This is a genomic window from uncultured Acidovorax sp. (genome assembly GCF_964021665.1).
In the GTDB taxonomy this organism is placed as follows: domain Bacteria; phylum Pseudomonadota; class Gammaproteobacteria; order Burkholderiales; family Burkholderiaceae_C; genus Acidovorax; species Acidovorax temperans.
Genome location: NZ_CAXIAK010000019.1, coordinates 24,399 through 50,414, shown reverse-complemented (window position 1 = coordinate 50,414; position 26,016 = coordinate 24,399). Strand labels below are relative to the sequence as shown.

Sequence of the window (26,016 nt, the reverse complement as noted above, 5' to 3'; positions counted from 1 at the left end):
GATATCGGCGCCAGTGGCTGCCTCTCATGGCGTAGCCGCACTGCGCGGCGCCGGGGTGGCGGCAAATTCCTCACACCATGCCACGGCCTTGGCGGCAGTTCGGTTGTACACGGTCACTTCATGGCCGGCCAGGGCCAGGTGCCCAGCCATGGGGTAACCCATCACCCCGAGGCCTAGGAAAGCGACTTTGCTGCTGGCGATGGATTCGTAAGAGCGTGGGTTGGTGCTGGACATGGTATGGCTCGGGAGGTCAAAGAAAAAGCGCCTGCCTTGCGAACGTATTCCAAGGGCAGGCGCCGGGGTGGGGGTGTGGCGCGCCGCAGCGCAGGGGCTCAGACGATGGCGAAATGCTCGGTGCCCGAGGCCAGATCGGGTGACCTGGCGCGCTGGCTGTTGAGCTTGATCTGCAGTCGCAGGTCGTTCAGCGAATCGGCATTGCGCAGGGCGTCTTCGTAACTGATCACATTGGCTTCGTACAAGTCAAAGAGCGACTGGTCAAACGTCTGCATGCCCAGGTTGCGGCTCTTCTTCATGATTTCTTTGATTTCCGAGACTTCACCCTTGAAGATGAGGTCGGAAATCAGGGGCGTGTTGATCATGATCTCCACGGCCGCCGCACGGCCTTTGCCGTCCTGCTTTGCCACCAAGCGTTGCGACACCATGGCGCGCAGGTTCAGTGACAGGTCCATCAGCAGCTGAGCGCGGCGCTCTTCAGGGAAGAAGTTGATGATCCGGTCCAGTGCCTGGTTGGCACTGTTGGCGTGCAGCGTGGCCATGCACAGGTGTCCGGTTTCAGCAAACGCGACGGCGTGTTCCATGGTTTCGCGGTCACGGATTTCGCCCATCAAGATCACGTCCGGGGCTTGGCGCAGGGTGTTCTTCAGGGCCGCTTCCCAGCTGTCGGTATCAAGCCCCACTTCGCGCTGCGTGACCACGCAATTCTTGTGCGGGTGAACAAATTCGACGGGGTCTTCCACGGTGATGATGTGGCCGAACGAGTTTTCGTTGCGCCAGTCCACCATGGCCGCCAGAGTGGTTGATTTGCCCGAGCCTGTGGCACCCACCATGATGCACAAGCCGCGCTTGGTCATGGTGATTTCCTTGAGCACCTGGGGCACGCCCAGGCCGTCAATGGTGGGTAGCGTCAATGGGATCGTACGCAGCACCATGCCCACTCTGCCTTGCTGCACGAACGCATTGACCCGAAAGCGGCCGATGCCTGCAGGCGAAATGGCGAAATTGCATTCCTTGGTGCGCTCAAAGTCAGCCACCTGCTTGTCGCTCATGATGGCGCGCGCCAGCGTGAGCGTGTGGGTGGGGGTCAATGGCTGCGGCGACACCTTGGTCACCTTGCCATCGACCTTGATGGCGGGCGGGAACTCCGCTGTGATGAACAAGTCGCTGCCGTTGCGGCTCACCATCAACTTGAGCAGGTCATTGATGAATTTACTGGCCTGATCGCGTTCCATCCGAAATCCTCTCTGGCGTCATTGTCACCCGCTGGTGCGGATGTGATTTGTACTTCTTACGTGCCGTTACTTTTGGTGGTCGCTCAGGCGGGCGCTGACCACGCGCAGGCGCAGCGACAGTTTACGCGCCAGCAGGGCCACCAGGCTGGCCGCCAGTTGGGGATCCTTGGACATCATCTCATCCATGGCTTCAGCGCTGAGCACTGCAATTTCGCAGTCGGTCAACGTGGTGCAGGCCGAAAAGCGGATGCCGCTGTCCAGCAGGGACATCTCGCCCAGGATGTCGCCAGGGCGAGTTTCTGCCAGGCGCAGTTGCTCACCCCAGGGCTGAACGCGGTCCACCGCGATGGTGCCCGTCAGCAGCACCACCATGAAGTTGCCGTACTCGTCTTGGCGAATCAGGTCGCGGTTCGATGGCACCGACGCAAACTCAAAGAAGCGCTCCATGCGCTCCACGGCGTCCTTGTCCAGGTGTGCCATGTACTTGTCTTTGGCCCACAAACCTTGCAGCAGCTTGCCGCCCCGGCTGGCGGGTAGCCGCTTGGCGCCCACTTCTACCGCACGGGCTTCCCAGGGCACCAGCATGGAATCGTCCACGCCTTGGCCGGCGAACGCGGTGGAGAAGAGCATGGAGTCCGTGCTCTCGTCCTTGGGTTTGTTCACCAATGTTTTAGAACGCAGAAGGCCAAGAATGCCTTTCATAAGTTGCTCCGGTCTGCGGCAGGATGTGCCGCCAAGTGTGTTCGGGTGGGCTGGCGTGGGTGCCTGTCAGCCTGGGAAGTTTTCAGGGATCTTGGCTTTGCTGCGCGCTTCAGCAGGGCTGATGATGTTGCGGCGCACCAGATCCGTCAGGTTCTGGTCCAGCGTCTGCATGCCCACGCTGTTGCTGGTCTGGATGGTCGAATACATCTGCGCCACCTTGGCCTCGCGGATCAGATTGCGGATGGCGCTGGTGCCCAGCATGATCTCGTGCGCAGCCACGCGGCCTGAGCCGTCCTTGGTTTTGCACAGGGTTTGCGAGATCACGGCCTGCAGCGATTCCGACAGCATCGCACGAACCATTTCCTTTTCTTCAGCCGGGAACACGTCGATGATCCGGTCGATGGTCTTGGCGGCGCTGGATGTGTGCAGCGTGCCGAACACCAAGTGGCCTGTTTCGGCAGCCGTCATGGCCAGGCGGATGGTTTCCAGGTCGCGCATTTCGCCCACCAGAATCGCGTCCGGGTCTTCACGCAGCGCAGACTTCAGAGCTGCCGCAAACGACAGCGTCATCGGCCCCACTTCGCGCTGGTTGATCAGGCACTTCTTGGATTCGTGCACGAACTCGATCGGGTCTTCCACCGTGAGGATGTGGCCGTACTCGGTTTCGTTCAGGTAGTTGACCATGGCGGCCAGCGTGGTCGATTTGCCCGAGCCCGTGGGGCCGGTCACCAACACCAGGCCACGGGGCTTGAGGGCCAGGTCGCCGAAGATCTTGGGCGCGTTGAGCTGCTCCAGCGTCAGGATCTTGGAGGGAATGGTCCGGAACACGGCAGCCGAGCCGCGGTTCTGGTTGAACGCGTTGACGCGGAAACGGGCCAGGCCTTCGATTTCAAACGAGAAGTCAACCTCGAGAAATTCCTCGTACTGCTTGCGCTGAGCGTCGTTCATGATGTCGTACACCATCGCGTGCACGGTCTTGTGGTCCAGTGCTTCCACGTTGATGCGTCGCACGTCGCCGTGGACTCGAATCATGGGTGGCAATCCCGCCGACAAGTGCAAGTCGGAGGCCTTGTTCTTGACGCTGAACGCCAGCAATTGGGTGATGTCCACGGGGCTCCCTCTATCGTTTGGTACGCTTGGCGGCCATTATGACCACGATTGCCAACAACCTCCAACAAGTGAACGACCGCATTTCCCAGGCGTGCCAGGCCGCTGGGCGGGCGCGCGAAGAGGTGTCTTTGCTGGCCGTTTCCAAGACATTTGGGGCCGCCGTAGTGGCCGAAGCCGCCGCTGCCGGCCAGCGGGCGTTTGGAGAGAACTACATTCAGGAAGGCGTGGACAAGATCCTGGCGCTGCGTGAGATGGTGCCGTATGCGTTGCAGTGGCACTGCATTGGCCCCATTCAGAGCAACAAGACGCGCCTGGTGGCGGAGCACTTCGACTGGGTGCACACGGTAGATCGTCTCAAAATCGCCCAGCGCTTGTCAGACCAGCGGCCCGCGCATCTGCCGCCGCTGAACGTTTGCATCCAGGTCAATGTGGATGGCGGCGACAACAAAGCCGGTGTGCCCCCCGAAGAAGCTTTGGAGTTGGCCCTGGCCGTGGCAAAACTGTCACGGTTGCAGCTGCGCGGGGTGATGAGCATTCCCGAGCCTTATCCCGAATTCGCCGCGCAAAAGACAGTGCATGAAGCAGCGCATGCGCTGTTCGAGAGAATCCGGGCGGCTCTCGCGGCACATGCAGATGTGCACAGCGCTCCATGGGACACCCTGTCGATGGGCATGACCGCCGACCTGGATGCCGCCATCCAGGCGGGCAGCACCATGGTGCGTGTGGGCACGGGCGTCTTCGGTGCGCGCACCTACCCGGCTGCTTGAAAGAGACCCCGGCCGGTCAGCCCGGCAGCATAAAGCGCGCCACGCAGTCGAGCGCAGCCTGTACGTCGGCAGCGTTCACATCCAGATGCGTGACCCAGCGCAGACGCGACTGGCCGCCGTACAAACTGCTGGTCACCCGGATCTGGTGCTGCGCCAGCCAGGCAGTAAATGCCGGTGCCACATCGGCCTGCACATCGGTGAACAGGATGTTGGTTTGCCAGGGGTGTACGGTGATGCGCCCGCGCAGAACCGGGTGGTTTTCACCCACGGCACGCAGGCCTGACGCCAGCGTGTGCAAATTGGCGTGGTCTTCTGCCAGACGCCTGACGTGGTGCTGCAGCGCGTAGTGGCCCGCCGCTGCCAGCACGCCAGCCTGACGCATGCCGCCCCCCAAAATCTTGCGCGTGCGGCGTGCCTGGCGAATAAAGGCCGCGCTGCCCAGCACCAGTGAGCCCACGGGGGCGCCCAGGCCCTTGCTCAGGCACACCGAGACCGAATCAAAGTGGCTGCACAGCTCGCGCGCTTCCTGGTACACATCGGTGCCGCGGCGCGCTGCATTGGCCGTGGCTGCATTGAACAGGCGCGCGCCATCCAGGTGCAGTGCCAGCCCGCGCTGGCGCGCCAGTTGGGCCACCTCGGCCACGTACTCGGGCGGTAGCACCTGGCCGCCGGTGGTGTTCTCCAGCACCACGAGGCGGGTGCGCGCAAAGTGCGGGTCGTCGGGCTTGATGGCGGCGGCGATGTCGGCCAGGCGCAGTGTGCCGTCGGGCTGGGTTTCGACCGGCTGCGGCTGGATCGAGCCCAGCACCGCCATGCCGCCCGCTTCCCAGCGGTAGGTGTGCCAGCTCTGCCCCACGATGGCCTCGTCACCCCGCTGGCAGTGGCCCCACAGGGCGATCAGGTTGGTCTGCGTGCCGGAGGGGGCGAAGAGCGCTGCTTCAAAGCCCAGCAGCTCGGCCGCGTGCTCCTGCAGGGCATTCACCGAGGGGTCGTCGGCAAACACATCGTCGCCCAGCGGTGCTTTGAACATGGCTTCCCGCATGGCTGGGGTGGGCTGGGTCACGGTGTCGCTGCGAAAGTCGGGCATGGCGGTCCTGCGGATAAAAAGGGCATCGTAACGCCCTGCGTACATCAGGGCTGGCGCAGGTCTTTTGCATTGACTGCGTGCTAAGCTGATCCGTCTAGCCCGCCCCGTGCCGGGGTGGCGTTCCTGTTGATGGAGAGGTTTACATGCCCGGACTGCTGCCCGATGTCGATCCCGATGGCCTGCTCGAATTCTCGGTGGTCTACACCGACCGCGCACTCAACCATATGTCCAAGCGCTTCACCGGCGTGATGCAGGACATTCTGGCCATGCTCAAAGAGGTCTACCACGCCCACACCGCCGTGCTGGTGCCCGGCAGTGGCACCTTTGGCATGGAGGCCGTGGCGCGCCAGTTTGCCAACAAGCAAAAGGTGCTCATCGTGCGCAATGGCTGGTTCAGCTTCCGCTGGAGCCAGATTTTTGATGCCGACACGGGCCTGGGCGGTGGCGCCGTGGTTTGCAAGGCGCGCCGTCAGGGCGATGGCGCGCAGGCCCCCTGGGCACCTTGTCCGGCCGAGGAGGTGGCTGCCACCATCCGCGCTGAAAAGCCCAAGGTGGTGTTCGCCCCGCATGTGGAAACCTCCAGCGGCATCATCCTGAGCGACGACTACATCCGCACCGTGAGTGCTGCCGCACACGAAGTGGGCGCGCTGTTCGTGCTGGATTGCATTGCTTCGGGCGCGATGTGGGTGGACATGCAGGCCTCGGGGGTGGACGTTTTGATCTCCGCCCCGCAAAAGGGCTGGAGCAGTAGTCCCTGCTGCGCGATGGTGATGCTGAGCGAACGCGCCCGGCAAGCCATTGAAGGCACACAAAGCTCCAGCTTCGCGTGCGATCTGAAAAAGTGGATGCAGATTGCCGAAGGCTATGAAAAAGGCCAGCACGCGTACCACACCACCATGCCCACCGACGCACTGGTTCGCCTGCGCGACGTGATGGCGGAAACGCGGACGTACGGCTTTGAAAAAGTGCGGCAGGAACAGATGGACCTGGGCGCCAAGGTGCGTGCCCTGCTGGAGTCGCGCGGCTTTCCCAGCGTGGCGGCAGACGGCTTCAAGGCACCCGGCGTGGTCGTGAGCTACACCAGCGACCCCGCCATCCAGAGCGGCAAGAAGTTCCTCGACGTGGGGCTCCAGACGGCTTCCGGCGTGCCCCTGCAGTGCGATGAGGGGCCAGACTTCAAGACGTTCCGCATCGGCTTGTTTGGCCTGGAGAAATGGCACAACGTGGACCGCACCGTGGGGCACCTGAGTGCCGCGCTCGACAAGGTCGCAGCCGCTTGATGCTTGGAATGGGCTGGATGGAGTTGCAGCCTCCGCATGCCAGATAGCGAGCGCGTTGAGCACCCCGCTGGGGCTGTGGAGACCCCGGCGCATGTAGCCCTGCGCCGTGCCAAGCGCCAGGCGCTGGCGCTGCTGCTGGTGGTCACGGCCGTTTTTGTGGCTACCAGCCTGGTCGAGCGCGGCCTGCTGCTCAACTGCATCAAGGCCATGGCCGAGGCCGCCATGGTGGGGGCTCTGGCCGACTGGTTTGCCGTGGTGGCCCTGTTTCGCCGGCCGCTGGGGCTGCCCATACCGCACACGGCGGTGATTGCCCGCAACCAGGAGCGCATCGGGCGCAACCTGGGCTCCTTTGTGCGCGACAAGTTCCTCGACGTGCCCTCGCTGGTGGCACTGATCCGCAGGCACGACCCGGCTGAGCGCCTCTCGCAGTGGTTGCTGGCCCCCGGCAACGCGGCCTTGCTGGGCCAGCAGGCGGTGCGCCTGGCGTCCACCGCGCTGGAGACGGTGCAGGATGCGCAGGTGGAGCGCTTCGTCCAAAAGGCGGTGCGCACCCTCATTGGGCAACTGGATCTGTCGCGCGCCCTGGCGGCGGTGCTGGGCACCCTCACGCACAACGGGCGCCACCAGGCGCTGCTGGAAGAAGTGCTGCACAAGCTCGTCGAGTGGCTGCAGAACCCCGAAACGCGTGAATGGGTGGCGCAGACCATCGTGGCCTGGCTCAAGAAAGACCACCCCCGCACTGAAAAGCTGCTGCCCACCGACTGGCTGGGCGACAAAGGCTCTGCCATGCTGGCCCGGGCGCTGGAGACCCTGATGTCCGAGGTCGCCGCCAACCCCCAGCACACGCTGCGGGCCCAGTTTGACGGCGCGCTGCAGCGCTTTGTCGAACGCCTGCGCCACGACCCCGAGTGGCTGCGCAAAGGCGAAGAAATCCGCACCTATCTGCAAACGGATCCGACCGTGGGTGAGTATGCGAAGACGCTGTGGGTGGACCTGCGGGCCGCATTGCAGCGCGATCTTGCCGACGCCGATTCCGTACTGGCGCGTCAGGTGGTCAAGCTGGGCGTGTGGTTGGGCGAATCGTTGGCGGCCGACCCGGCGCTGCGCCAGTCCTTCAACACGCGAATGGAAGGCTGGGTGCAAGGACTGGCGCCGGACGTGTCGCAGTTTGTGGCGCAGCACATCCAGGACACGGTGCAGCGCTGGGATGCCGAGCAGATGTCTGCCTTGATTGAGCTGAACATTGGCAAGGACTTGCAGTACATCCGCATCAACGGCACCGTGGTGGGCGGGCTGATTGGCTTGGTGCTGTTCGGGCTGTCTCATGCCCGCGAGATTGCGCGGGCCGTGGCCGGTGGCTGAGTGGTTGTGAAGTGTTTGCTATTAAAAATATAGCTACCAGCGCTTGTTGAATAAGCGCTGGAGCCACTTTTTATCACTTAAAAAAGCCGAAACACCAGCGGCATCAACACGGCTGCCAGCACCACCTGCAGGCCCAGTGCCAGCCCGGCATAGGCTCCGGCATCGGCATTCACCTGCATGGCGTGGGCGGCGCCAATGCCGTGGGAGGCTGTGCCCAGCGCAAAGCCGCGCAGGGCCATGCCCTCAGCGTCGGTGGGCAGGCGCATCAGGCCAAACAGCCAGCGGGCCGACAAGGCGCCCACCATGCCGGTCAGCGCAGCAAACACCGCCGCCAGCGCGGGCACGCCGCCAATCTGCGCGGCCACGCCCATCGCCACCGGGGCCGTGACGGATTTGGGGGCCAGGGACATCAGCACATCCCCCGGCAGACCCAGTGCCCAGCCCAGCCCCACGGCGCTGGCTGCCGCTGCGGTGCCCCCTGCCAGAGAGGCCAGCACCAGCCGCCCCCAGCGCGCGCGCAGGGCGGCCCGGCGCTGCCACAGCGGCCAGCCCAAGGCCACGACGGCGGGGCCCAGCAAGAAGTGGATGAACTGCGCGCCCGCAAAGTAGGTGGGGTACGCCGTGCCGGTGGCCAGCAACACCCCCGCCAGCACCGCCACCGAGAGCATCACCGGGTTGGCCCATGGGGCATGCCCGGCACGCAGTGACACCGCCTGTGCCAGCACATACACAGCCAGCGTCGCCGTCAACCCGAACAGAGGGGCCGACGACAGGTAGACCCAGAGCTCAACGAAGTTCTGCATGCTCACTCGCCTTGGGCTGCAAAAGGCGCAGTACCCCTGCCGTCACGGCCATGCCCACCCAGGTGGACACCACGATCACCGCCACCAGCTGCAGGCCGTGCGCACTCAGCAGGGCCAGATGCGTCATCACCCCCACGCCCACGGGCACGAACAGCAGCGACAGATGGCTCAGCAAAAAACCGGCCGCCGGTGCCACCGCCGCCTGCACGGGGGACCAGCGCAGAGCCAGCAGCAAAAGCACCATGCCCACCACCGGGCCCGGCACGGGCAATTTCAGGAAGTGGGAGAGTGCCTCGCCTCCCGATTGCATGAGCAACAAGAACGCCAAACCTTGCAAGGGTCTCATGGGCAAGCGTCAGAACCGGGGCAGGTCGGGGTGCTTGATCTGCCCGCCGCGCACCAGCATCTTTCCGTATTCGGCGCACCGGTTCAGCGTGGGAATCACCTTGCCGGGGTTGAGCAGACCGGCTGGGTCAAACGCATGCTTGAGCCCGAACATCTGCGCGTTTTCCTCGGTGGTGAACTGCACGCACATGCTGCTGAGCTTTTCCACGCCCACGCCATGCTCGCCCGTCACCGTGCCGCCCATGGCCACGCTGGTCTCCAGGATGTCGGCGCCAAACAGCTCGCAGCGGCGCAGCTGGTCCGGGTCGTTCGCATCGAACAGGATCAGTGGGTGCAGGTTGCCGTCGCCCGCGTGGAACACGTTGGCGCAGCGCAGCTGGTACTTTTTCTCCATCTCGGCAATGGCCAGCAGGATGTCGGCCAGGCGCTTGCGCGGGATGGTCGAGTCCATGCACATGTAGTCGGGGCTGATGCGGCCGCTGGCGGGGAAGGCGTTTTTGCGGCCGCTCCAAAAGCGCAGGCGCTCGGCCTCGTCGCGGCTCACGCTGATGGCGGTGGCGCCTGCCGCGCGCAGCACCTCGCTCATGCGGCCAATTTCTTCTTCCACCTCTTCGGGCGTGCCGTCGCTTTCGCACAGCAAGATGGCTTCGGCGCTCAGGTCGTAGCCGGCGTGCACAAAGTCTTCCACGGCGGCGGTCATGGGCTTGTCCATCATTTCCAGGCCGGCGGGGATGATGCCCGCCGCAATCACGGCGGCCACCGCGTCACCGGCTTTGCGCACATCGTCAAAGCTGGCCATGATGCAGCGCGCCAGCTGGGGCTTGGGTACGAGCTTGACGGTGACTTCAGTGGTCACGGCCAGCATGCCCTCGCTGCCGATCACAGCGGCCAGCAGGTCGTAGCCGGGGGTGTCCAGCGCCTCGCTGCCAAATTCCACGGGCTCGCCTTCCACCGTAAAGCCCTTCACCTTGAGCACGTTGTGCACCGTGAGCCCGTATTTCAGGCAGTGCACGCCGCCCGAGTTCTCGGCCACGTTGCCGCCGATGGTGCAGGCGATCTGGCTGCTGGGGTCCGGCGCGTAGTAAAGGTTGTACGGTGCTGCCGCCTCGCTGATGGCCAGGTTGCGCACACCGCACTGCACCACGGCCGTGCGGCTTTCGGGGTTCACTTCCAGAATGCGGTTGAACTTGGCCAGCGACAGCGTCACGCCCATGGCGTGGGGCATGGCGCCGCCCGAGAGGCCCGTGCCCGCTCCGCGGGCCACCACGGGCACCTGCAACTGGTGGCAAGTGCGCAGCACGGCCTGCACTTCGTCGTACGTTTCGGGCAGGCACACCACCAGCGGGCGCTGGCGGTAGGCGGTCAGGCCGTCACATTCGTAGGGGGTGGTGTCTTCAGCGTGCCAGAGCAGGGCGTGGGCGGGTACCACGGCAGACAGGGCCTGCACCACACGGGATTGCAGCGCCTGGCGCTCGGCGGGGGAGGGGTGGGGTGTTTCGGTGATCACCTGCGCACTGTAACGCGGTGTACCGCTGCTTGGGAGGGGTCCCGTTTTGAAGTTTTGTCACGCGCTGTGTGACAAAAGCGCTTGGAGGATCTTTACAGCGTGGCGTTGAGCCACTGCGCAAAGGCCGAACACTCCCAGCGCTCCATGGCGCCCGTGCGCCAGCACAGGTAGTGGGCGTGGGGGCTGGGCGCTTCGATGGGGAGCAGGCGCACCAGCGTGCCGTGGTCCAGCCAGGGCGCGCCCAGCTTCAGGCGCACCAGGGCCACGCCCATGCCGGCAGCGGCGGCGTCGCACATCAGGCCAATGTCGTTGAATTGCGAGCCCTCGCTGGGCTCCGCCCAGTCCAGGCCGCTGACCGAAAACCAGGTGCGCCAAGGCTCCAGCGGGCTGCGCAGCAGGGGCAGGCCCTCCAGGTCTTCCGGGCGCTCGAAAGGACCATGTTCGCGCACAAACGCGGGCGATGCCAGCGGCGTGACCACGTCGCGCGCCAGTTCGATGTGTTCCACATCGGCGTAGTGGCCGGGGCCAAAGCGCACCATGAGGTCGGCGTCTTCTGCCACCACGTCCAGCAGCGGGATAGACACCTGTAGCGCCAGGTCGATTTCGGGGTACGCCTCGGTGAACTGGCGCAGCCGGGGAATGAGGATGGTGCGGGCAAACGTGGGCGTGACGGCCAGCTTCAGCCGCCTGCGCCCTGGCGCCGAGGCCGCGCCCGGAAAGCGCTGCAAGGCCCCCAGCCCTTCTCGCACATGGGCCAGGTAGGCGCTGCCTTCGGTGGTGAGCGAAAAATCTGCCCGGCCAAACAGCCGCACGCCCAGAATCTGCTCCAGCTGCTTGACCCGGTGGCTCACCGCGCTGGGCGTAACGCACAGCTCGTCCGCCGTCAGCGTCACGCTGCGCAGTCGGGCCAGTGCCTCAAAAGTAAGCAGACACTGGATCGGCGGGATGCGCCGTGCGTTGCCTGCCTGGAAGGCCAGGGCGTTGCTGCTCACCGGGGGCTGGGCCATGCGGCGGGGTGTTGCGCCGCTGCTTAGCGGAAGACCACAGTCTTGTGGCCGTTGAGCAGCACGCGGTGTTCGCTGTGCCACTTCACGGCGCGGGCCAGCACCTGGCTTTCGGTGTCTCGGCCCCGGGCTGTCAGGTCTTCCACCGTGTCGGTGTGGTCTGCGCGGGCCACGTCCTGCTCAATGATCGGGCCTTCGTCCAGGTCCGCCGTCACATAGTGGGCCGTGGCCCCGATGAGCTTCACGCCCCGGTCGTGCGCCTGGTAGTAGGGCTTGGCGCCCTTGAAGCTGGGCAGGAAGCTGTGGTGGATGTTGATGGCGCGGCCTGCCAGCTTGCGGCACAGATCGTCGCTGAGCACTTGCATGTAGCGGGCCAGCACCACCAGTTCGGCGCCTTCGGCTTCGATGATCTCGAACTGCTTGGCCTCGGCCTGGGCCTTGGTGGCCGCAGTCACCGGGATGTGGTGGAACGGCACGTTGTAGCTGGCGGCCAGTTGGTAGAAATCGCGGTGGTTGCTGATGATGGCGCGGATGTCCACCGGCAGCAGGCCCGATTTCCATCGGAACAGCAGGTCGTTGAGGCAGTGGCCTTCCTTGCTGACCATCAGCACCGTCTTCATCGGCTCGGCCGTGGTGTGCAGGCTCCAGCGCATCTGGTGGGGCTCGGCAAAGGTGGCCAGGCGGGCCTTCAGGGTGGCGTGGTCGTGCTGGTCGCAGGCAAACTGCACGCGCATGAAGAACAGGCCTGTGGCGTTGTCGTTGTACTGGGCTGCTTCTTCAATATTGCCGCCGTGTTCCATCAGGAACCCGGACACGGCGTGCACCAGCCCCAGTCGGTCGGGGCAGGACAGGGTAAGGATGTAGGCTTGGGTCATAGGCGCCCGATTGTCGCAGCACCGGCGCCAGTTTGCTGCGCAAGGCCTATGGTGGGCGCTCGCCAGTGGTGCCGTTTTGAGCTGCGTCACTGCAATTGTTGGCGCAGCGTCTCGCAGTGGTCGGGCCCTTCGCGCCAGGGGGAGGCCCACACCAGGTCGGCGTCGGCCGGAACGGTGCGCGCAATCGCCTGGGCCATCGCGTCGTCCGCCGGGGTGGGTGTTCCATCACTGGGCGGCGGCGCCTTGTGCTGCATGGCGATCACGATGCGCGCAGTGAGGTCTTTGGGGAGGTGCACTGGCACCCCCGCTGTGCGCAGCACATGGCCGGCACCGGTGATCAGCACCGTCGTCTGGCCATATTGCCGCTGGGCCTCTACCAGGACCTGGGCCATGCTCTTGTCGCGGGCAATCTGGATGCGGGCCATGGCGGGCACCTGGGTTTCCGCCAGCAGGCGACAGTGCCCCTGGCGAATGGCCTCGCGCTGGCGCTCCAGGGCGGGGGGCGTCAAGATCAGGTCCAAGGTGTCATCGCGCATCGCGCTGCGGTTTTGTGTGCGGGGCAGGTTGCCCCCCAGCACCGGTACGCCAGCCCGCACGGCTTCCATGATGGCCGGGGCATAGGCGGCCCAGGGCCAGGCTGCGTCGTTCCAGCGCAAAGCGTTCTGCACCTGGGCGGGAGTGGCATCTACCGGCAGGGCGGCAGTGCTGGTGCCACGTTCTGCCATCTCCAGCACCACGGCCCCCAACTGGTTGCGGATGGCCAGCCACTGCACGGCAGCGTGCTGCATGCGCTGGTGCTCAGGGTCGTCGTGCTGCTCGCCCAGCAGCAGCACCTCAGCGGGCAACAGGGTGCGCAGCACCAGGGGCCATTGCTCCCCTTCGGCCACCGGGGGGCGCTGGGCGCAACCTGCCAGGGCCAGGCCCATCAGCAGGGCCAGCGCGGTGCGGCGCGTTGAAAGAGGGAGGAGAGGCAGACGGAAGGACATGGAATGCATGCGCAAATGCTAAGCGGTTGCTTTGGTGGATGTGCGGGTGTATGGTCTTGATCTTGGTCAAGACTCACTGGGCAGCCCATGCCTACACTGCGCCGATGCGAAATTCCCCGTCCCTCACAACCAAGCTGCTGGCGATGGGTGCAGGCTTCCTGCTCGTGGCCCTCAGCTCCATTGGACTGACCCTGTGGGTTACCTGGAAGCTGGAAGGCGGTGCCGCGGCCGTGAACGAGGCGGGGCGGCTTCGCATGAACATGCTGCGCATGGTGATGGTGCTGCAGACCGAGCCGGTGCAGGCCGTGCAACAGCATGCCAAAGAATTTGACGCCAGCCTGGAGCTGCTGCGCACGGGCGACCCATCCCGCCCCCTGTTTGTGCCCTGGAGCGATGAGACCCGCCCCCGCTTCGACGCCATCCGACTCAACTGGGCCCAGCTGCAGCAACAGTGGACGCAGGAGCCGCGCCCCAGCCGGGACCAGGCCCTGGCGCAGGCCGACCACTTCGTCAGTGAGGTGGACCGCTTTGTGGAAACCATTGAGGTCCAGATTGCGAGCTGGACGGCCGCGCTGCACCTGTTTCAGCTGTGCATGATGGCCCTGGCCATTGCGGCGGCGGTGACCTTCATGGCCGTGAGCTATCTGCTGGTGATCAACCCCGTGGCCCGGCTGCAAGGCGCGCAGGCGCGTCTGCGCCAGGGTGATCTCTCTACCCGCTTGCCGGTGGACACCGATGACGAATTCGGCCAGCTGTCTGCCGGCTTCAACCTGATGGCGCATGCGCTGCAGGCATCGCACGAGGGGCTGGAGCAGAAGGTGCAAGAAAAAACGGCCAGCATTGCCGTGCAGAACCAGCGGCTGGAAGCCCTGTACGCCGTGAGCGGCCTGGCGTCGGATGCGGCCAGCCTGACGGAGCTTGCCAATGCGTTTGTGCGCCATGCCCGAAAAGTGGCCGGGGCCGATGCGGTGGCCATGCGCTGGTCAGACGAAGCCAACGAACGCTATGTGTTGCTGGCCAATGACGGCCTGCCCCGGGCCATGGCGGAAGAAGAGCATTGCCTGCACACGGGCTCTTGCCATTGCGGACAGCCCCAGGAACAGGCGCGCACCCGCGTCATCCCCATCACCCCCACATCCATGGTGGCGCTGCCCCATTGCCGCGAAGCCGGGTTTGAGACCATGGTGACCATTCCCGTGCAAATGCAGCAGCGCGTGCTGGGCGAGGTGGATCTGTTCTTCCGCTTCCCGGTGGTGTTGAACGATGATCTGCGGGAGTTGCTCGAAGCCATGACGCGCCACCTGGCCAGCGCCATGGAGGGCTTGCGTGCCACGGCGCTGGAGCGGGAAGCCGCCGTGGCGCAAGAGCGCAGCATGATCGCGCGTGAGCTGCACGACTCCATCGCCCAGTCGCTCGCCTTCCTCAAGATCCAGACCCAGCTGCTGCGCGATGCCGTGGCCAAGGGCGACACCGCCAAGCGTGACCGCAGCATCGACGAACTGGATGTAGGCGTGCGCGAGTGCTACAGCGATGTGCGCGAGTTGCTGGTGCACTTTCGCACCCGCACCAGCGAGGAGGACATCGAGGCTGCGCTGCGCGCCACGCTGTCGAAGTTTGAGCACCAGACCGGCATGGCCACGTCGCTGTCCATGGCCGGCCACGGCGTACCCCTGCCGCCCGATGTGCAGATCCAGGTGCTGCACATGGTGCAGGAAGCCTTGTCGAATGTGCGCAAGCACGCCAAGGCGACGCGGGTGGAACTGCGGGTGGAGCGCCATCCGCGCTGGCGCTTTGAAGTGCAGGACGATGGCATGGGCTTTGAGGTAGAGCAGGTTCCGCCCGATTCCTTGCACGTAGGCCTGGGTATCATGCGCGAGCGCGCCCAGCGCATTGGCGCGGTGGTGCAGGTGCAGTCGCACCGCGGGCAGGGCACACGCGTGTGCATTGAGCTGCCCAGCAACCCCAGGCCACCCGCACCAGCCAATGCTGCCGCAAGCCCGGCCCAGGCCGCGCCTGTGGCTGCCGCGCCCCTCGCCCCCCCTTCGCCCCCCCCCCTTCAGGAGCTATTGACGTGACCCAGCCCCCTGCCGCCGCCCCCGTGACCTTGCTGGTGGTGGACGATCACACCTTGTTCCGGCGTGGCCTGATCGCCCTGCTGGGGCAGGACGCCGGCCTGCATGTGGTGGGCGAGGCAGGCGACGCCGCCGAGGCCTTGAGGCTGGTGCCCACCTTGCAGCCCGATGTGATCTTGCTGGACAACCATCTGCCCGGCGTGATGGGGGTGGACGCCATTCGCGGCTTGCGCGAAGTGTCTCCACGCTCGCGCGTGCTGATGCTCACGGTGAGCGAAGACTCGCAAGACCTTGCTGCGGCGTTGCGCAACGGCGCCCAGGGGTATCTGCTCAAAACCATCGACGGGGATTTGCTGGCGCAGGCCATTCGCCGTGCCGCGCAGGGGGAGCCTGTGGTCAGCCAGGAACTCATGGGCAAGCTGGTGGCGGCCTTCCAGTCGCAAGGGGCGCCTTCGGCGGCCAGCCCGGTGCCTGCGCCGGAGGTGGCCGCGTCTGACAGTGGCACCCCTCTGTCCCCGCGCGAAGAAGAAGTGCTGCGCGAGATTGCGCGCGGCATGAGCAACAAGGAAATCGCACGGGTGCTGGACATCGCCGAGACCACGGTGAAGATCCATGTCCAGCACATCCTGCGCAAGCTCGGCCTGACCTCGCGCGTGCAGGCGGCGGTGTACGCATCCGACCGCCAGCGCGCGGAATAGCGGCCACGCGCCGATCTTTCATTCCTTGGTGATGAGCCCCTGCGGGGGCTCTTTTCTTTTTTGCTATCAAAAAAATAGCTGGTGGCGCTTATCTGTAGGCGCTTTCAGCCAATTTTGGCTTGAAATTCTGATGTGCCACATCTTCGTCACGGTGGCGTTCTACAACCAGCGGGGCGGTCAGCCCCTTCTGCGGCGGACGGGGGGGTAGTTCTTTCGAACGATGCGCTTGCACCCTGACTACTACCTCTGCCGCGCTGCACATGGTCTAGCGAAGGATGGGCAAAACCCTCGGTAACGCGGACGATACCTCCCATACGAAAGAGAGGAACAGCGCAATGGTTAACGAAACCCTGCCCAAGGGCGCAAGCCCCCAGCGCACGCGACAGGCTTGGTCGGTGCTCATCGTGAGCACCTTCGCCTTCACCGTCTGCTTCATGGTCTGGATGATGTTCGGTGTGATCGGCATCCCCATCAAGAAGATGCTGAACCTGAATTCCACGCAATTCGGTCTGCTCATGTCCATGCCCGTGCTCACCGGCTCGCTGGTGCGCGTGCCGTTGGGCATCTGGACGGACAAGTACGGCGGCCGCATCGTGATGGCCGCTGTGATGGCCGCCACCGTGCCCGCCATCTGGATGATGGGCTACGCCACCGAATACTGGCACTTCCTCGCCATCGGCCTGTTCGTGGGTCTGGCGGGCGGCTCCTTCTCGGTGGGCACCCCTTACGTTGCCCGCTGGTTCCCCAAGAATCGCCAGGGCACGGCCATGGGCGTGTACGGCGCAGGCAACTCGGGCGCAGCCGTCAACAAGTTTGTTGCGCCGGTCATTCTGGTGGCCTTCGGCTGGACCATGGTGCCCCAGGTGTACGCCGCCATCATGCTGGGCACGCTGGTGCTGTTCTGGCTGTTCAGCTACAGCGACCCTGCCCATCTGGTGCCCAGCAACGTCAAGTTCACCGACCAGCTCAAGGCGCTGAAGGACCCCAAGGTGCTCAAGTACTGCCAGTACTACAGCATCGTGTTCGGTGGCTATGTGGCCCTGTCGCTGTGGATGGTGCAGTACTACGTGGGAGAGTTCGGTCTGGACATCCGCGTGGCCGCCTTGCTGGCTGCCTGCTTCTCGTTGCCCGGTGGCGTGCTGCGCGCCATTGGCGGCATGCTGAGTGACAAGTACGGCGCCCACAGCGTGACCTGGTGGGTGATGTGGGTGAGCTGGATCTGTCTGTTCCTGCTGAGCTACCCACAGACCGATTTCACGATCGCCACCGTCAACGGCCCCAAGACCTTTCACATCGGCCTGAACGTGTACGTGTTCACCGGCATCATGTTTCTGCTGGGCATTTGCTGGGCGTTTGGCAAGGCCAGCGTGTTCAAGTACATCAGCGACGACTACCCCCACAACATCGGCGCTATCAGCGGCATCGTGGGTCTGGCTGGTGGCCTGGGCGGGTTCGTGCTGCCGATCCTGTTCGGTGCGCTGATGGATCTCACCGGCATCCGCTCCAGCGCCTTCATGCTGATGTACGGCGTGGTGTGGGTCTCGCTCATCTGGATGTACTTCACCGAAGTGCGCCGCGCCCCCGTCATGGGTGCGCAAGGTGCCGCGCAAGCCGGCAACCGCTGATTTTTTCGAAGGAAACCTCACCATGTCTGCCACCACCACCAGCGGGCGCCAGGGGCGTCTGCTCACCATCTGGGCACCGGAGGACAAGTCCTTCTGGGAGCGCGAAGGCGAAGCCATCGCCAAGCTCAACCTCTGGATCTCGGTGCCTGCGCTGTTCCTGGCCTTCGCCATCTGGCAAGTCTGGAGCGTGGTCGCTGTGAGCCTGCCAGGCCTCGGCTTCAAGTATTCGACCAACCAGCTCTTCTGGCTGGCCGCAGCGCCTGCTCTCTCGGGCGCCACGCTGCGCATCTTCTACTCGTTCATGGTGCCGCTGGTGGGCGGCCGCCGCTGGACAGCCATCTCCACCGCCTCGCTGCTGATCCCGGCCATCGGCATTGGCTTTGCGGTGCAGGACAACACCACGGCCTACCCCACCATGCTCATCCTTGCGCTGCTGTGCGGCCTGGGTGGCGGCAACTTCAGCTCCAGCATGGCCAACATCAGCTTCTTCTTCCCCAAGGAGCGCAAGGGCTCGGCACTGGGTGTGAATGCGGGCCTCGGTAACCTGGGCGTGTCGGTGGTGCAGTTCCTGAGCCCTCTGGTCGTCACGGCCGGCATCTTTGGAGTTTTGGGGGGTGAACCCCAGACCATCGTCAAGAACGGCCAAACCATGCAGGTCTGGACGCAGAACGCCGCCTTCATCTGGGTGCCATGGATTGCCCTCACGGCCCTGGCTGCCTGGTTTGGCATGAATGACATTGCCGACGCCAAGGCCTCGTTTGCTGCACAGGCCGCCATCTTCAAGCGCAAGCACAACTGGCTGATGTGCTTGCTGTACCTGGGCACCTTCGGTTCGTTCATCGGCTATGCCGCAGGCTTCCCGCTGCTCATCAAGAGCCAGTTTCCCAATGTGAACCCTCTGGCATACGCGTGGCTCGGCCCATTGGTGGGTGCGGTGGTTCGTCCCTTTGGTGGCTGGCTGGCGGACAAGCTCGGCGGTGCTCGCGTCACGCTGTGGAACTTCATCGTCATGGCCATCGCAGTGGTAGGCGTCACCGTGTTCTTGCCATCGGCTGGCAATGAAGGCCACTTTGGCGGCTTCTTCGTGTGCTTCCTGGTGCTGTTCCTCACCACCGGCATCGGCAACGGATCGACCTTCCGCATGATCCCAGTCATCTTCCTCACGGAAGCCATGCGTGGCGTGGACAAGAACAACGCCGCCGCCGTGGCCCAGGCCAACAAGGAAGGCAACACCCTGGGCGCTGCCACGCTGGGCTTTACGGCTGCGATGGCTGCCTACGGCGGGTTCTTCATTCCCAAGAGCTACGGCAGCTCGATCGCACTGACCGGCGCCCCACATGCCGCGCTGTGGTGCTTTGCCGCCTTCTATCTCGTGTGCATTGCCGTGACCTGGTGGTACTACGCGCGCAAGCACGCCGAAATGCCTTGCTGATGGCCGTTTGACCCATCTGCACCCCCTATAGAACAAGGAGCCCCCGATGAGCCATTTTCTTGATCGCCTCACGTACTTCTCGCAACCCCGCGAGACATTTGCACAAGGCCACGGCGAAACCAACGGTGAAGACCGTACCTGGGAAGATGCCTACCGCGACCGCTGGGCACACGACAAGATCGTGCGCTCCACCCACGGTGTGAACTGCACGGGCTCTTGCTCGTGGAAGATCTACGTCAAGGGCGGCATCGTCACCTGGGAAACCCAGCAGACCGACTACCCCCGCACCCGCCCCGACCTGCCCAACCACGAGCCCCGTGGCTGCGCACGCGGCGCCAGCTACAGCTGGTACCTGTATAGCGCCAACCGCGTGAAGTACCCCATGGTGCGTGGCCGCCTGCTCAAGCTCTGGCGCGCTGCCATTGCCCTGGCCAAGAGCCCGGTGGACGCCTGGGCCAGCATCGTCGAGAACAGCACTTCGCGCAGCGACTGGCAAAAGCAGCGTGGCCTGGGCGGCTTCGTGCGCAGCACCTGGGATGAAGTCAACCAGATGATTGCTGCGGCCAATGTCTACACCATCAAGAAGCACGGCCCCGACCGCATCATCGGCTTCTCGCCCATCCCTGCGATGTCGATGATTTCCTACGCAGCCGGTTCGCGCTACCTGAGCCTGATTGGCGGCGTGTGCATGAGCTTCTACGACTGGTACTGCGACCTGCCCCCCAGCAGCCCGCAAACCTGGGGCGAGCAAACCGACGTGCCCGAGTCGGCCGACTGGTACAACAGCTCGTACATCATTGCCTGGGGCTCGAACGTGCCCCAGACGCGCACGCCCGACGCGCACTTCTTGACCGAGGTTCGCTACAAGGGCACCAAAGTCGTGTCCATCACGCCCGACTATTCCGAAGTGGCCAAGCTGGGTGACTTGTGGATGCACCCCAAGCAGGGCACCGATGCGGCCGTGGCCATGGCCATGGGCCATGTGATCCTGAAAGAGTTCTACTTCAAGGACGGTGGCAAGGGCCGGAGCAGCTACTTTGACGACTACGCCCGCCGCTACACCGACCTGCCTCTGTTGGTGGTGCTCAAGGAAAAGACGCTGCCCGACGGTCGCAAGGCCATGGTGCCTGACCGCTACGTGCGCGCCAGCGACTTCCCCAACAAGCTCGACCAGTCGAACAACCCTGACTGGAAGACCGTGGGCTATGACGAGCTGGGCCAGGTCACGCTGCCCAATGGCTCCATCGGCTTCCGCTGGGGCACCGACGGCCGCCCCGACCAGGGCCTGTGGAACCTGGAGAACAAGGACGCCCGCACGGGCAATGACGTCAAGCTCAAGCTGTCGGTGATCGAAGACGGCGAGCAGCCCCACGACGTGGCGGATGTGGCCTTCCCTTACTTTGGCGGCGTGCATGCCCCCAACTTCACCGCCAACGACCAGGGTGGTGACGTGATGGTGCGCCGCGTGCCTGTGAGCCATCTGGAGCTGGACGGCCATGAAGTCCAGGGCCGCGTGATGGTGGCCACGGTGTTCGACCTGCTGGCAGCCAACTACGGCATCGACCGTGGCCTGCCTGGTGAAGAACCTGGTGGCAGCTATGACGCCGATCGCCCCTTCACCCCTGCATGGCAAGAAAAGATCACCGGTGTGCCGCGTGAGCAGATCATCACCGTGGCCCGCCAGTTTGCCGACAACGCCCACAAGACGCATGGCAAGTCCATGGTCATCATCGGCGCGGCCATGAACCACTGGTACCACAGTGACATGAACTACCGCGGCATCATCAACATGCTGATGCTGTGCGGCTGTATTGGCCAAAGCGGTGGTGGCTGGGCGCACTATGTGGGCCAGGAAAAGCTGCGCCCGCAGACCGGCTGGACGGCCCTGGCCTTTGCGCTGGACTGGATCCGCCCACCCCGCCAGATGAACAGCACCAGCTTCTTCTACGCGCACACCGACCAGTGGCGCTACGAAAAGCTGGGCATGGAAGAGATCCTTTCGCCGCTGGCCGACGCCCGCGCCTACCACGGGGCCCAGATCGACTACAACGTGCGCGCCGAGCGCATGGGCTGGCTGCCTTCCGCGCCCCAGCTCAAGACCAACCCCATGCAGGTGGCCAAGGACGCTGCTGCGGCGGGCATGGACGCGAAGGACTACGTCGTCAAATCGCTCAAGGACGGCAGCCTGACCATGAGCTGCGAGGACCCAGACCACCCAGACAACTGGCCGCGCAACATGTTCGTGTGGCGCTCCAACATCCTGGGTTCGTCGGGCAAGGGGCATGAGTACTTCCTCAAGCACCTGCTGGGCACCACGCACGGTGTGCAGGGCAAAGACCTGGGCAAAGACGAAGCCAAGCCCGAAGAAGTGCAGTGGCACGCGAATGCGCCTGAAGGCAAGCTGGACCTGCTGGTCACGCTCGACTTCCGCATGAGCACGACCTGCCTGTACTCCGATATCGTGCTGCCCACGGCCACCTGGTATGAGAAGAACGACCTCAACACCAGCGACATGCACCCCTTCATCCACCCGCTGTCCACCGCGGTGGACCCTGCCTGGCAAGCCAAGAGCGACTGGGAGATTTACAAGGGCTTTGCAAAGGCTGTGAGCGAGGTCAGTGTGGGCCACCTGGGCGTGGAAAAAGACGTGGTGCTCACCCCCATCATGCACGACACGGCCGGCGAAATGGCCCAGCCCTACGGCGTGCGCGACTGGAAAAAGGGCGAGTGCGAACTCATCCCTGGCAAGACTGCTCCGCAGATCACGGTGGTCGAGCGCGACTACCCGAACCTGTACAAGCGCTTCACCGCTCTGGGCCCCTTGATGGACAAGGTGGGCAACGGTGGCAAGGGCATTGGCTGGAACACGCAGACAGAAGTGGGCCAGCTGGGCGACCTGAATGGCCGCGTGAAGGAAGAGGGCGTGACGCAGGGCATGCCCCGCATCGTGACCGACATTGACGCCACCGAAGTGGTGATGATGCTGGCGCCTGAGACCAACGGCCATGTGGCCTGCAAGGCTTGGGAAGCCCTGGGCAAGCAGACGGGCCGTGACCACGTGCACCTGGCACTGCACCGCGAAGACGAGAAGATCCGCTTCCGCGACATCCAGGCGCAGCCGCGCAAGATCATCAGCTCGCCCACCTGGTCGGGGCTGGAGAGCGAAAAGGTCAGCTACAACGCCGGCTACACCAACGTGCACGAGTACATCCCATGGCGCACCCTCACCGGACGTCAGCAGTTCTACCAGGACCACCCCTGGATGCGCGACTTCGGCGAAGGCTTTGTCAGCTATCGCCCACCCGTGCACCTCAAGACGCTGGAAGAAGTCGAAGGCAAGAAGCCCAATGGCAACCGCGAGATTGCGCTGAACTTCATCACGCCGCACCAGAAGTGGGGCATCCACAGCACGTACAGCGACAACCTGATGATGCTGACGCTGAACCGCGGTGGCTCGGTGGTGTGGCTGAGCGAAGACGACGCCAAGAGCGCTGGCATCGTGGACAACGACTGGGTGGAGCTGTTCAACGCCAACGGCGCCATTGCGGCCCGTGCGGTGGTGAGCCAGCGTGTGAACCCCGGCATGGTGATGATGTACCACTCGCAAGAGAAGATCATCAACACCCCCGGCTCCGAGATCACCGGCACCCGTGGCGGTATCCACAACTCGGTCACGCGCATCGTGCTCAAGCCCACCCACATGATTGGTGGCTACGCACAGTACAGCTACGGCTTCAACTACTACGGAACCATTGGCACCAACCGCGACGAGTTTGTGCTGGTGCGCAAGATGGACCGCGTGGACTGGCTGGACGACGAAGTGTCTGACACCGGCGCACACGCCTGAGCCCGCAAGGAGAAAACACGATGAAAATTCGCGCACAAATCGGCATGGTGCTGAATCTGGACAAGTGCATTGGCTGCCACACCTGTTCCGTCACCTGCAAAAACGTCTGGACCAGCCGCCCCGGCATGGAATACGCCTGGTTCAACAACGTGGAAAGCAAGCCCGGCATTGGTTACCCCAAGGAATGGGAAAACCAGGACAAGTGGAACGGCGGCTGGGTGCGTAACCCTGACGGCTCCATCGCCCCCCGCCAGGGCGGCAAGTGGAAGCTGCTCATGCGCATCTTTGCCAACCCCAACCTGCCGCAGATCGACGACTACTACGAGCCTTTCACGTTCGACTACGACCACCTGCAGTCGGCGCCTGAAAGCAAGGCCGCGCCCACCGCGCGCCCACGCAGCCTCATCACCGGCAAGCGCATGGAGAAGATCGAGTGGGGCCCGAACTGGGAAGAAATCCTGGGCGGCGAGTTCAGCAAGCGCAGCAAGGACAAGAACTTCGACGATGTCCAGAAGGACATCTACGGCCAGTTCGAAAACACCTTCATGATGTACCTGCCGCGCCTGTGCGAGCACTGCCTGAACCCTGCCTGCGTGGCGTCGTGCCCCAGCGGCTCGATCTACAAGCGCGAGGAAGACGGCATCGTGCTGATCGACCAGGACAAGTGCCGCGGCTGGCGCATGTGCGTGAGCGGCTGCCCCTACAAGAAGATCTACTACAACTGGCAATCGGGCAAGGCCGAGAAGTGCATCTTCTGCTACCCCCGCATTGAGGCGGGCCAGCCCACCGTGTGCTCGGAAACCTGCGTGGGTCGTATCCGCTATCTGGGTGTGCTGCTGTACGACGCAGACCGCATTCAGGAAGCCGCCAGCGTGGAGCGCGACCGCGACCTGTACCAGGCCCAGCTCGACATCTTTCTGGACCCTAACGATCCAGACGTCATCAAGCAGGCCCGCATCGACGGCATTCCCGACAGCTGGATGGAAGCCGCCCGCAACAGCCCGGTCTACAAGATGGCCGTGCAGTGGAAGGTGGCCTTGCCGCTGCACCCCGAGTACCGCACGCTGCCCATGGTCTGGTACGTGCCACCCCTGTCGCCCATCACGGCCGCAGCCAACGCGGGCCATGTGGGTGTCAATGGCGACATTCCCGACGTCTCGCAACTGCGCATTCCGGTGCAGTACCTCGCCAACCTGCTCACCGCTGGCGACACCGGCCCCGTGGTGCGAGCCCTGGAGCGCATGCTGGCCATGCGCACCTACCAGCGCGACAAGCACGTCGAGCAACGCCAGAACCTGGCCGTGCTGCAGCAGGCGGGCCTGTCGATGGCCGAGGTGGAAGAGATGTACCACGTGATGGCGATTGCCAATTACGAAGACCGCTTCGTGATTCCGACTGCCCACCGCGAGTACGCCGAAAACGCTTTCGACATCCGTGGCGGTTGCGGATTCTCGTTCGGCAACGGCTGCTCGGACGGCGCGACCGAAGTCAGCATGTTTGGCGGCAAGAAGCCACGCACCATCCCGATCAAGGCCACGGTCTGAAGCGGGCGCAAAAAGGAACCACCATGTTCAAGAAGAACCCGACCTCTTTGCGACTGACGCTGCGTGCACTGGGCTACCTGCTGAGCTACCCCGATGCACAGCTGCGCAGCGTGATGCCTCAGCTCGTCGATGCCCTGCGCTCCGAAGGCGCCTTGACCAGTGAGCGCATGTCTGAAATCGAAGCCGTGTGCCAGCACTTGGCCGCGCTCGACCCCCTGGAAGTCGAAGCCCGCTATGTGGACAACTTTGACCGCGGCCGCCAGACCTCGCTGCACCTGTTCGAGCATGTGCACGGCGACTCGCGCGACCGTGGACCGGCGCTTATCGATCTGATGCAGACCTACGAAAAGGCTGGCCTGCAATTCAACGCCGACGAGCTGCCTGACCACCTGCCGGTGGTGCTGGAGTTTGCCTCCACCCAGCCGCCCGAAGTGGCCATGGAATTCCTGGGCGAAATGGCCCACATCCTCAATGCGCTGTTCAGTGCGCTGGTGGCTCGCAACAGCCCCTACGCCAGCGTGATCGCCGCTGTGCTCGAAGTCTCGGGCCAGCGCGTGCAATCGGTGGCGCTGACCCCCGAGCCCGAGATGGACGAGGTCTGGGCGGAGCCTGAAGCGTTTGGGGGTTGCAGCACCCAGGGGCAGTCCAAGCCTGACCAGCCGCAACCCATGCATTTTGTTCGTACCCCCCGCGCCGAGCGGGCACCAGAAGGAGTCTCCGTATGACCGCCTGGCTTGATACCCTGTTGTTTGGCATCTATCCCTATATTTGCCTGGCCGTGTTCTTCATTGGCAGCTGGGCGCGGTTTGACCGCGACCAATACACCTGGAAGAGCGACTCTTCGCAGCTGCTGCGCACTGGCAGCCTGCGCTGGGGCAGCAACCTTTTCCACATCGGCGTGCTGTTCCTGTTCTTCGGTCACACGTTCGGCATGTTGACGCCCCACGTGGTGTACGAGCATTTCATCAGCGCTGGCAACAAGCAACTGATGGCCATGATCTCCGGCGGCATCGCTGGCGTGCTCGGCTTTGTGGGCGTGACCATCCTGCTGCACCGCCGCCTGTCGGACCCACGCATTCGCGCCACCTCCAAGACCAGCGACATCGTGCTGCTGTTCCTGCTGTGGCTGCAACTGGCGTTGGGCCTGGCCACCATTCCGCTGTCTGCGCAGCACCTGGATGGCTCCATGATGATGAAGCTGGCCGAGTGGAGCCAGCGCATCGTGACCTTCCGCAGCGGTGGCGTGGAGCTGCTGGCTGATGCGGGCTGGATCTTCAAGACCCACATGTTCCTGGGCATGAGCATCTTCCTGATCTTCCCATTCACCCGCCTGGTGCATGTGTGGAGCGGCTTTGGCACGCTGGCCTATGTGCTGCGCCCCTACCAGGTGGTGCGGGCACGCCGCATGAACCTGCCCGCAGGCCATATGCAGTCGCAAGACCGCCGCGCCTGAAACCCACGATACCCAAGGAGCACACACCATGAGCGGATGTGGAACCGG

Annotated in this window: 21 protein-coding genes and 1 pseudogene; 11 read left to right on the top strand and 11 right to left on the bottom strand. The window is 64.2% G+C overall.

Features of this window, described 5'->3' with window-relative positions:
- Positions 1-27: 27 nt before the first annotated feature.
- The 4 genes and pseudogenes from AADJ04_RS06450 to AADJ04_RS06435 all read right to left on the bottom strand — a co-directional run.
- Positions 28-234 (bottom strand): annotated as a pseudogene (locus tag AADJ04_RS06450) (NAD(P)-binding domain-containing protein); the annotation flags it as partial.
- Between the two features lie 98 nt (positions 235-332).
- The gene (locus AADJ04_RS06445; RefSeq protein ID WP_044397335.1) at positions 333-1,469 is read right to left on the bottom strand and encodes a PilT/PilU family type 4a pilus ATPase; all 1,137 of its coding nucleotides are present in this window, start codon (positions 1,467-1,469) and stop codon (positions 333-335) included.
- A gap of 66 nt (positions 1,470-1,535) precedes the next feature.
- Positions 1,536-2,171, bottom strand: coding sequence for a cyclic nucleotide-binding domain-containing protein (locus AADJ04_RS06440; RefSeq protein ID WP_066697709.1), 636 nt, complete (start codon positions 2,169-2,171; stop codon positions 1,536-1,538).
- 66 nt (positions 2,172-2,237) lie between these two features.
- The gene (locus AADJ04_RS06435; RefSeq protein WP_044397331.1) at positions 2,238-3,281 is read right to left on the bottom strand and encodes a type IV pilus twitching motility protein PilT; all 1,044 of its coding nucleotides are present in this window, start codon (positions 3,279-3,281) and stop codon (positions 2,238-2,240) included.
- Positions 3,282-3,319: 38 nt separating this feature from the next.
- Between AADJ04_RS06435 and AADJ04_RS06430 the strand changes: the two genes are divergently transcribed.
- On the top strand, positions 3,320-4,048 hold the full coding sequence (locus AADJ04_RS06430; protein WP_066697706.1) for a YggS family pyridoxal phosphate-dependent enzyme: 729 nt from the start codon (positions 3,320-3,322) through the stop codon (positions 4,046-4,048).
- A 16-nt stretch (positions 4,049-4,064) separates the two neighbouring features.
- On the opposite strand, the gene ltaE is transcribed toward AADJ04_RS06430, so the two are convergent.
- Positions 4,065-5,135, bottom strand: a complete 1,071-nt coding sequence (gene ltaE, locus AADJ04_RS06425; RefSeq protein WP_341239106.1) for a low-specificity L-threonine aldolase — start codon at positions 5,133-5,135, stop codon at positions 4,065-4,067.
- 143 nt (positions 5,136-5,278) lie between these two features.
- Here ltaE and AADJ04_RS06420 point away from each other — a divergent pair, with 143 nt between their 5' ends.
- Both AADJ04_RS06420 and AADJ04_RS06415 read left to right on the top strand, forming a co-directional pair.
- Entirely contained in the window at positions 5,279-6,415 is a 1,137-nt protein-coding gene (locus AADJ04_RS06420) for an aminotransferase class V-fold PLP-dependent enzyme (RefSeq protein WP_341239105.1), read from the top strand.
- 36 nt (positions 6,416-6,451) lie between these two features.
- Positions 6,452-7,777, top strand: coding sequence for a DUF445 family protein (locus AADJ04_RS06415; protein ID WP_341239104.1), 1,326 nt, complete (start codon positions 6,452-6,454; stop codon positions 7,775-7,777).
- A gap of 77 nt (positions 7,778-7,854) precedes the next feature.
- Here AADJ04_RS06415 and AADJ04_RS06410 read toward each other — a convergent pair whose 3' ends face one another.
- From AADJ04_RS06410 to AADJ04_RS06385, 6 genes are all read right to left on the bottom strand, one after another.
- The gene (locus AADJ04_RS06410; RefSeq protein ID WP_044397321.1) at positions 7,855-8,580 is read right to left on the bottom strand and encodes an LrgB family protein; all 726 of its coding nucleotides are present in this window, start codon (positions 8,578-8,580) and stop codon (positions 7,855-7,857) included.
- Positions 8,564-8,926: a CidA/LrgA family protein gene (locus tag AADJ04_RS06405; protein ID WP_273623847.1), complete on the bottom strand. Its 363-nt coding sequence runs from the start codon at positions 8,924-8,926 to the stop codon at positions 8,564-8,566. The genes AADJ04_RS06410 and AADJ04_RS06405 overlap by 17 nt, the downstream gene beginning before the upstream one ends.
- A 9-nt stretch (positions 8,927-8,935) precedes the next feature.
- On the bottom strand, positions 8,936-10,429 hold the full coding sequence (locus tag AADJ04_RS06400; protein WP_341239108.1) for an FAD-linked oxidase C-terminal domain-containing protein: 1,494 nt from the start codon (positions 10,427-10,429) through the stop codon (positions 8,936-8,938).
- A gap of 95 nt (positions 10,430-10,524) precedes the next feature.
- The gene (locus AADJ04_RS06395) at positions 10,525-11,439 is read right to left on the bottom strand and encodes a LysR substrate-binding domain-containing protein (RefSeq protein WP_341239103.1); all 915 of its coding nucleotides are present in this window, start codon (positions 11,437-11,439) and stop codon (positions 10,525-10,527) included.
- Between the two features lie 23 nt (positions 11,440-11,462).
- Positions 11,463-12,311, bottom strand: coding sequence for a formyltetrahydrofolate deformylase (gene purU / locus AADJ04_RS06390; RefSeq protein ID WP_044397315.1), 849 nt, complete (start codon positions 12,309-12,311; stop codon positions 11,463-11,465).
- 86 nt (positions 12,312-12,397) lie between these two features.
- Complete coding sequence (locus AADJ04_RS06385; RefSeq protein WP_341239102.1) at positions 12,398-13,297, bottom strand: ChaN family lipoprotein; 900 nt, start codon at positions 13,295-13,297, stop codon at positions 12,398-12,400.
- A 104-nt stretch (positions 13,298-13,401) separates the two neighbouring features.
- On the opposite strand from AADJ04_RS06385, the gene AADJ04_RS06380 reads away from it, so the two are divergent.
- The 8 genes from AADJ04_RS06380 to narI all read left to right on the top strand — a co-directional run bounded on the left by AADJ04_RS06380 (position 13,402) and on the right by narI (position 25,968).
- Entirely contained in the window at positions 13,402-15,372 is a 1,971-nt protein-coding gene (locus tag AADJ04_RS06380) for a type IV pili methyl-accepting chemotaxis transducer N-terminal domain-containing protein (protein WP_341239101.1), read from the top strand.
- Positions 15,369-16,067, top strand: a complete 699-nt coding sequence (locus AADJ04_RS06375; protein ID WP_066697701.1) for a response regulator transcription factor — start codon at positions 15,369-15,371, stop codon at positions 16,065-16,067. The genes AADJ04_RS06380 and AADJ04_RS06375 overlap by 4 nt, the downstream gene beginning before the upstream one ends.
- 335 nt (positions 16,068-16,402) lie before the next feature.
- Entirely contained in the window at positions 16,403-17,692 is a 1,290-nt protein-coding gene (locus tag AADJ04_RS06370) for a nitrate/nitrite transporter (RefSeq protein ID WP_341239100.1), read from the top strand.
- A gap of 22 nt (positions 17,693-17,714) precedes the next feature.
- The gene (locus tag AADJ04_RS06365) at positions 17,715-19,124 is read left to right on the top strand and encodes a NarK family nitrate/nitrite MFS transporter (protein WP_341239099.1); all 1,410 of its coding nucleotides are present in this window, start codon (positions 17,715-17,717) and stop codon (positions 19,122-19,124) included.
- A gap of 46 nt (positions 19,125-19,170) precedes the next feature.
- Positions 19,171-22,971, top strand: coding sequence for a nitrate reductase subunit alpha (locus tag AADJ04_RS06360; protein ID WP_341239098.1), 3,801 nt, complete (start codon positions 19,171-19,173; stop codon positions 22,969-22,971).
- 20 nt (positions 22,972-22,991) lie between these two features.
- Complete coding sequence (gene narH, locus AADJ04_RS06355; protein ID WP_341239097.1) at positions 22,992-24,515, top strand: nitrate reductase subunit beta; 1,524 nt, start codon at positions 22,992-22,994, stop codon at positions 24,513-24,515.
- Between the two features lie 23 nt (positions 24,516-24,538).
- A complete protein-coding gene (gene narJ / locus AADJ04_RS06350) occupies positions 24,539-25,240 on the top strand; it encodes a nitrate reductase molybdenum cofactor assembly chaperone (RefSeq protein WP_207374928.1) in 702 nt (233 codons plus the stop codon).
- A complete protein-coding gene (gene narI, locus AADJ04_RS06345; protein WP_288486633.1) occupies positions 25,237-25,968 on the top strand; it encodes a respiratory nitrate reductase subunit gamma in 732 nt (243 codons plus the stop codon). Before narJ ends, narI begins: the two co-directional genes overlap by 4 nt.
- The last annotated feature ends 48 nt before the right edge of the window (positions 25,969-26,016 follow it).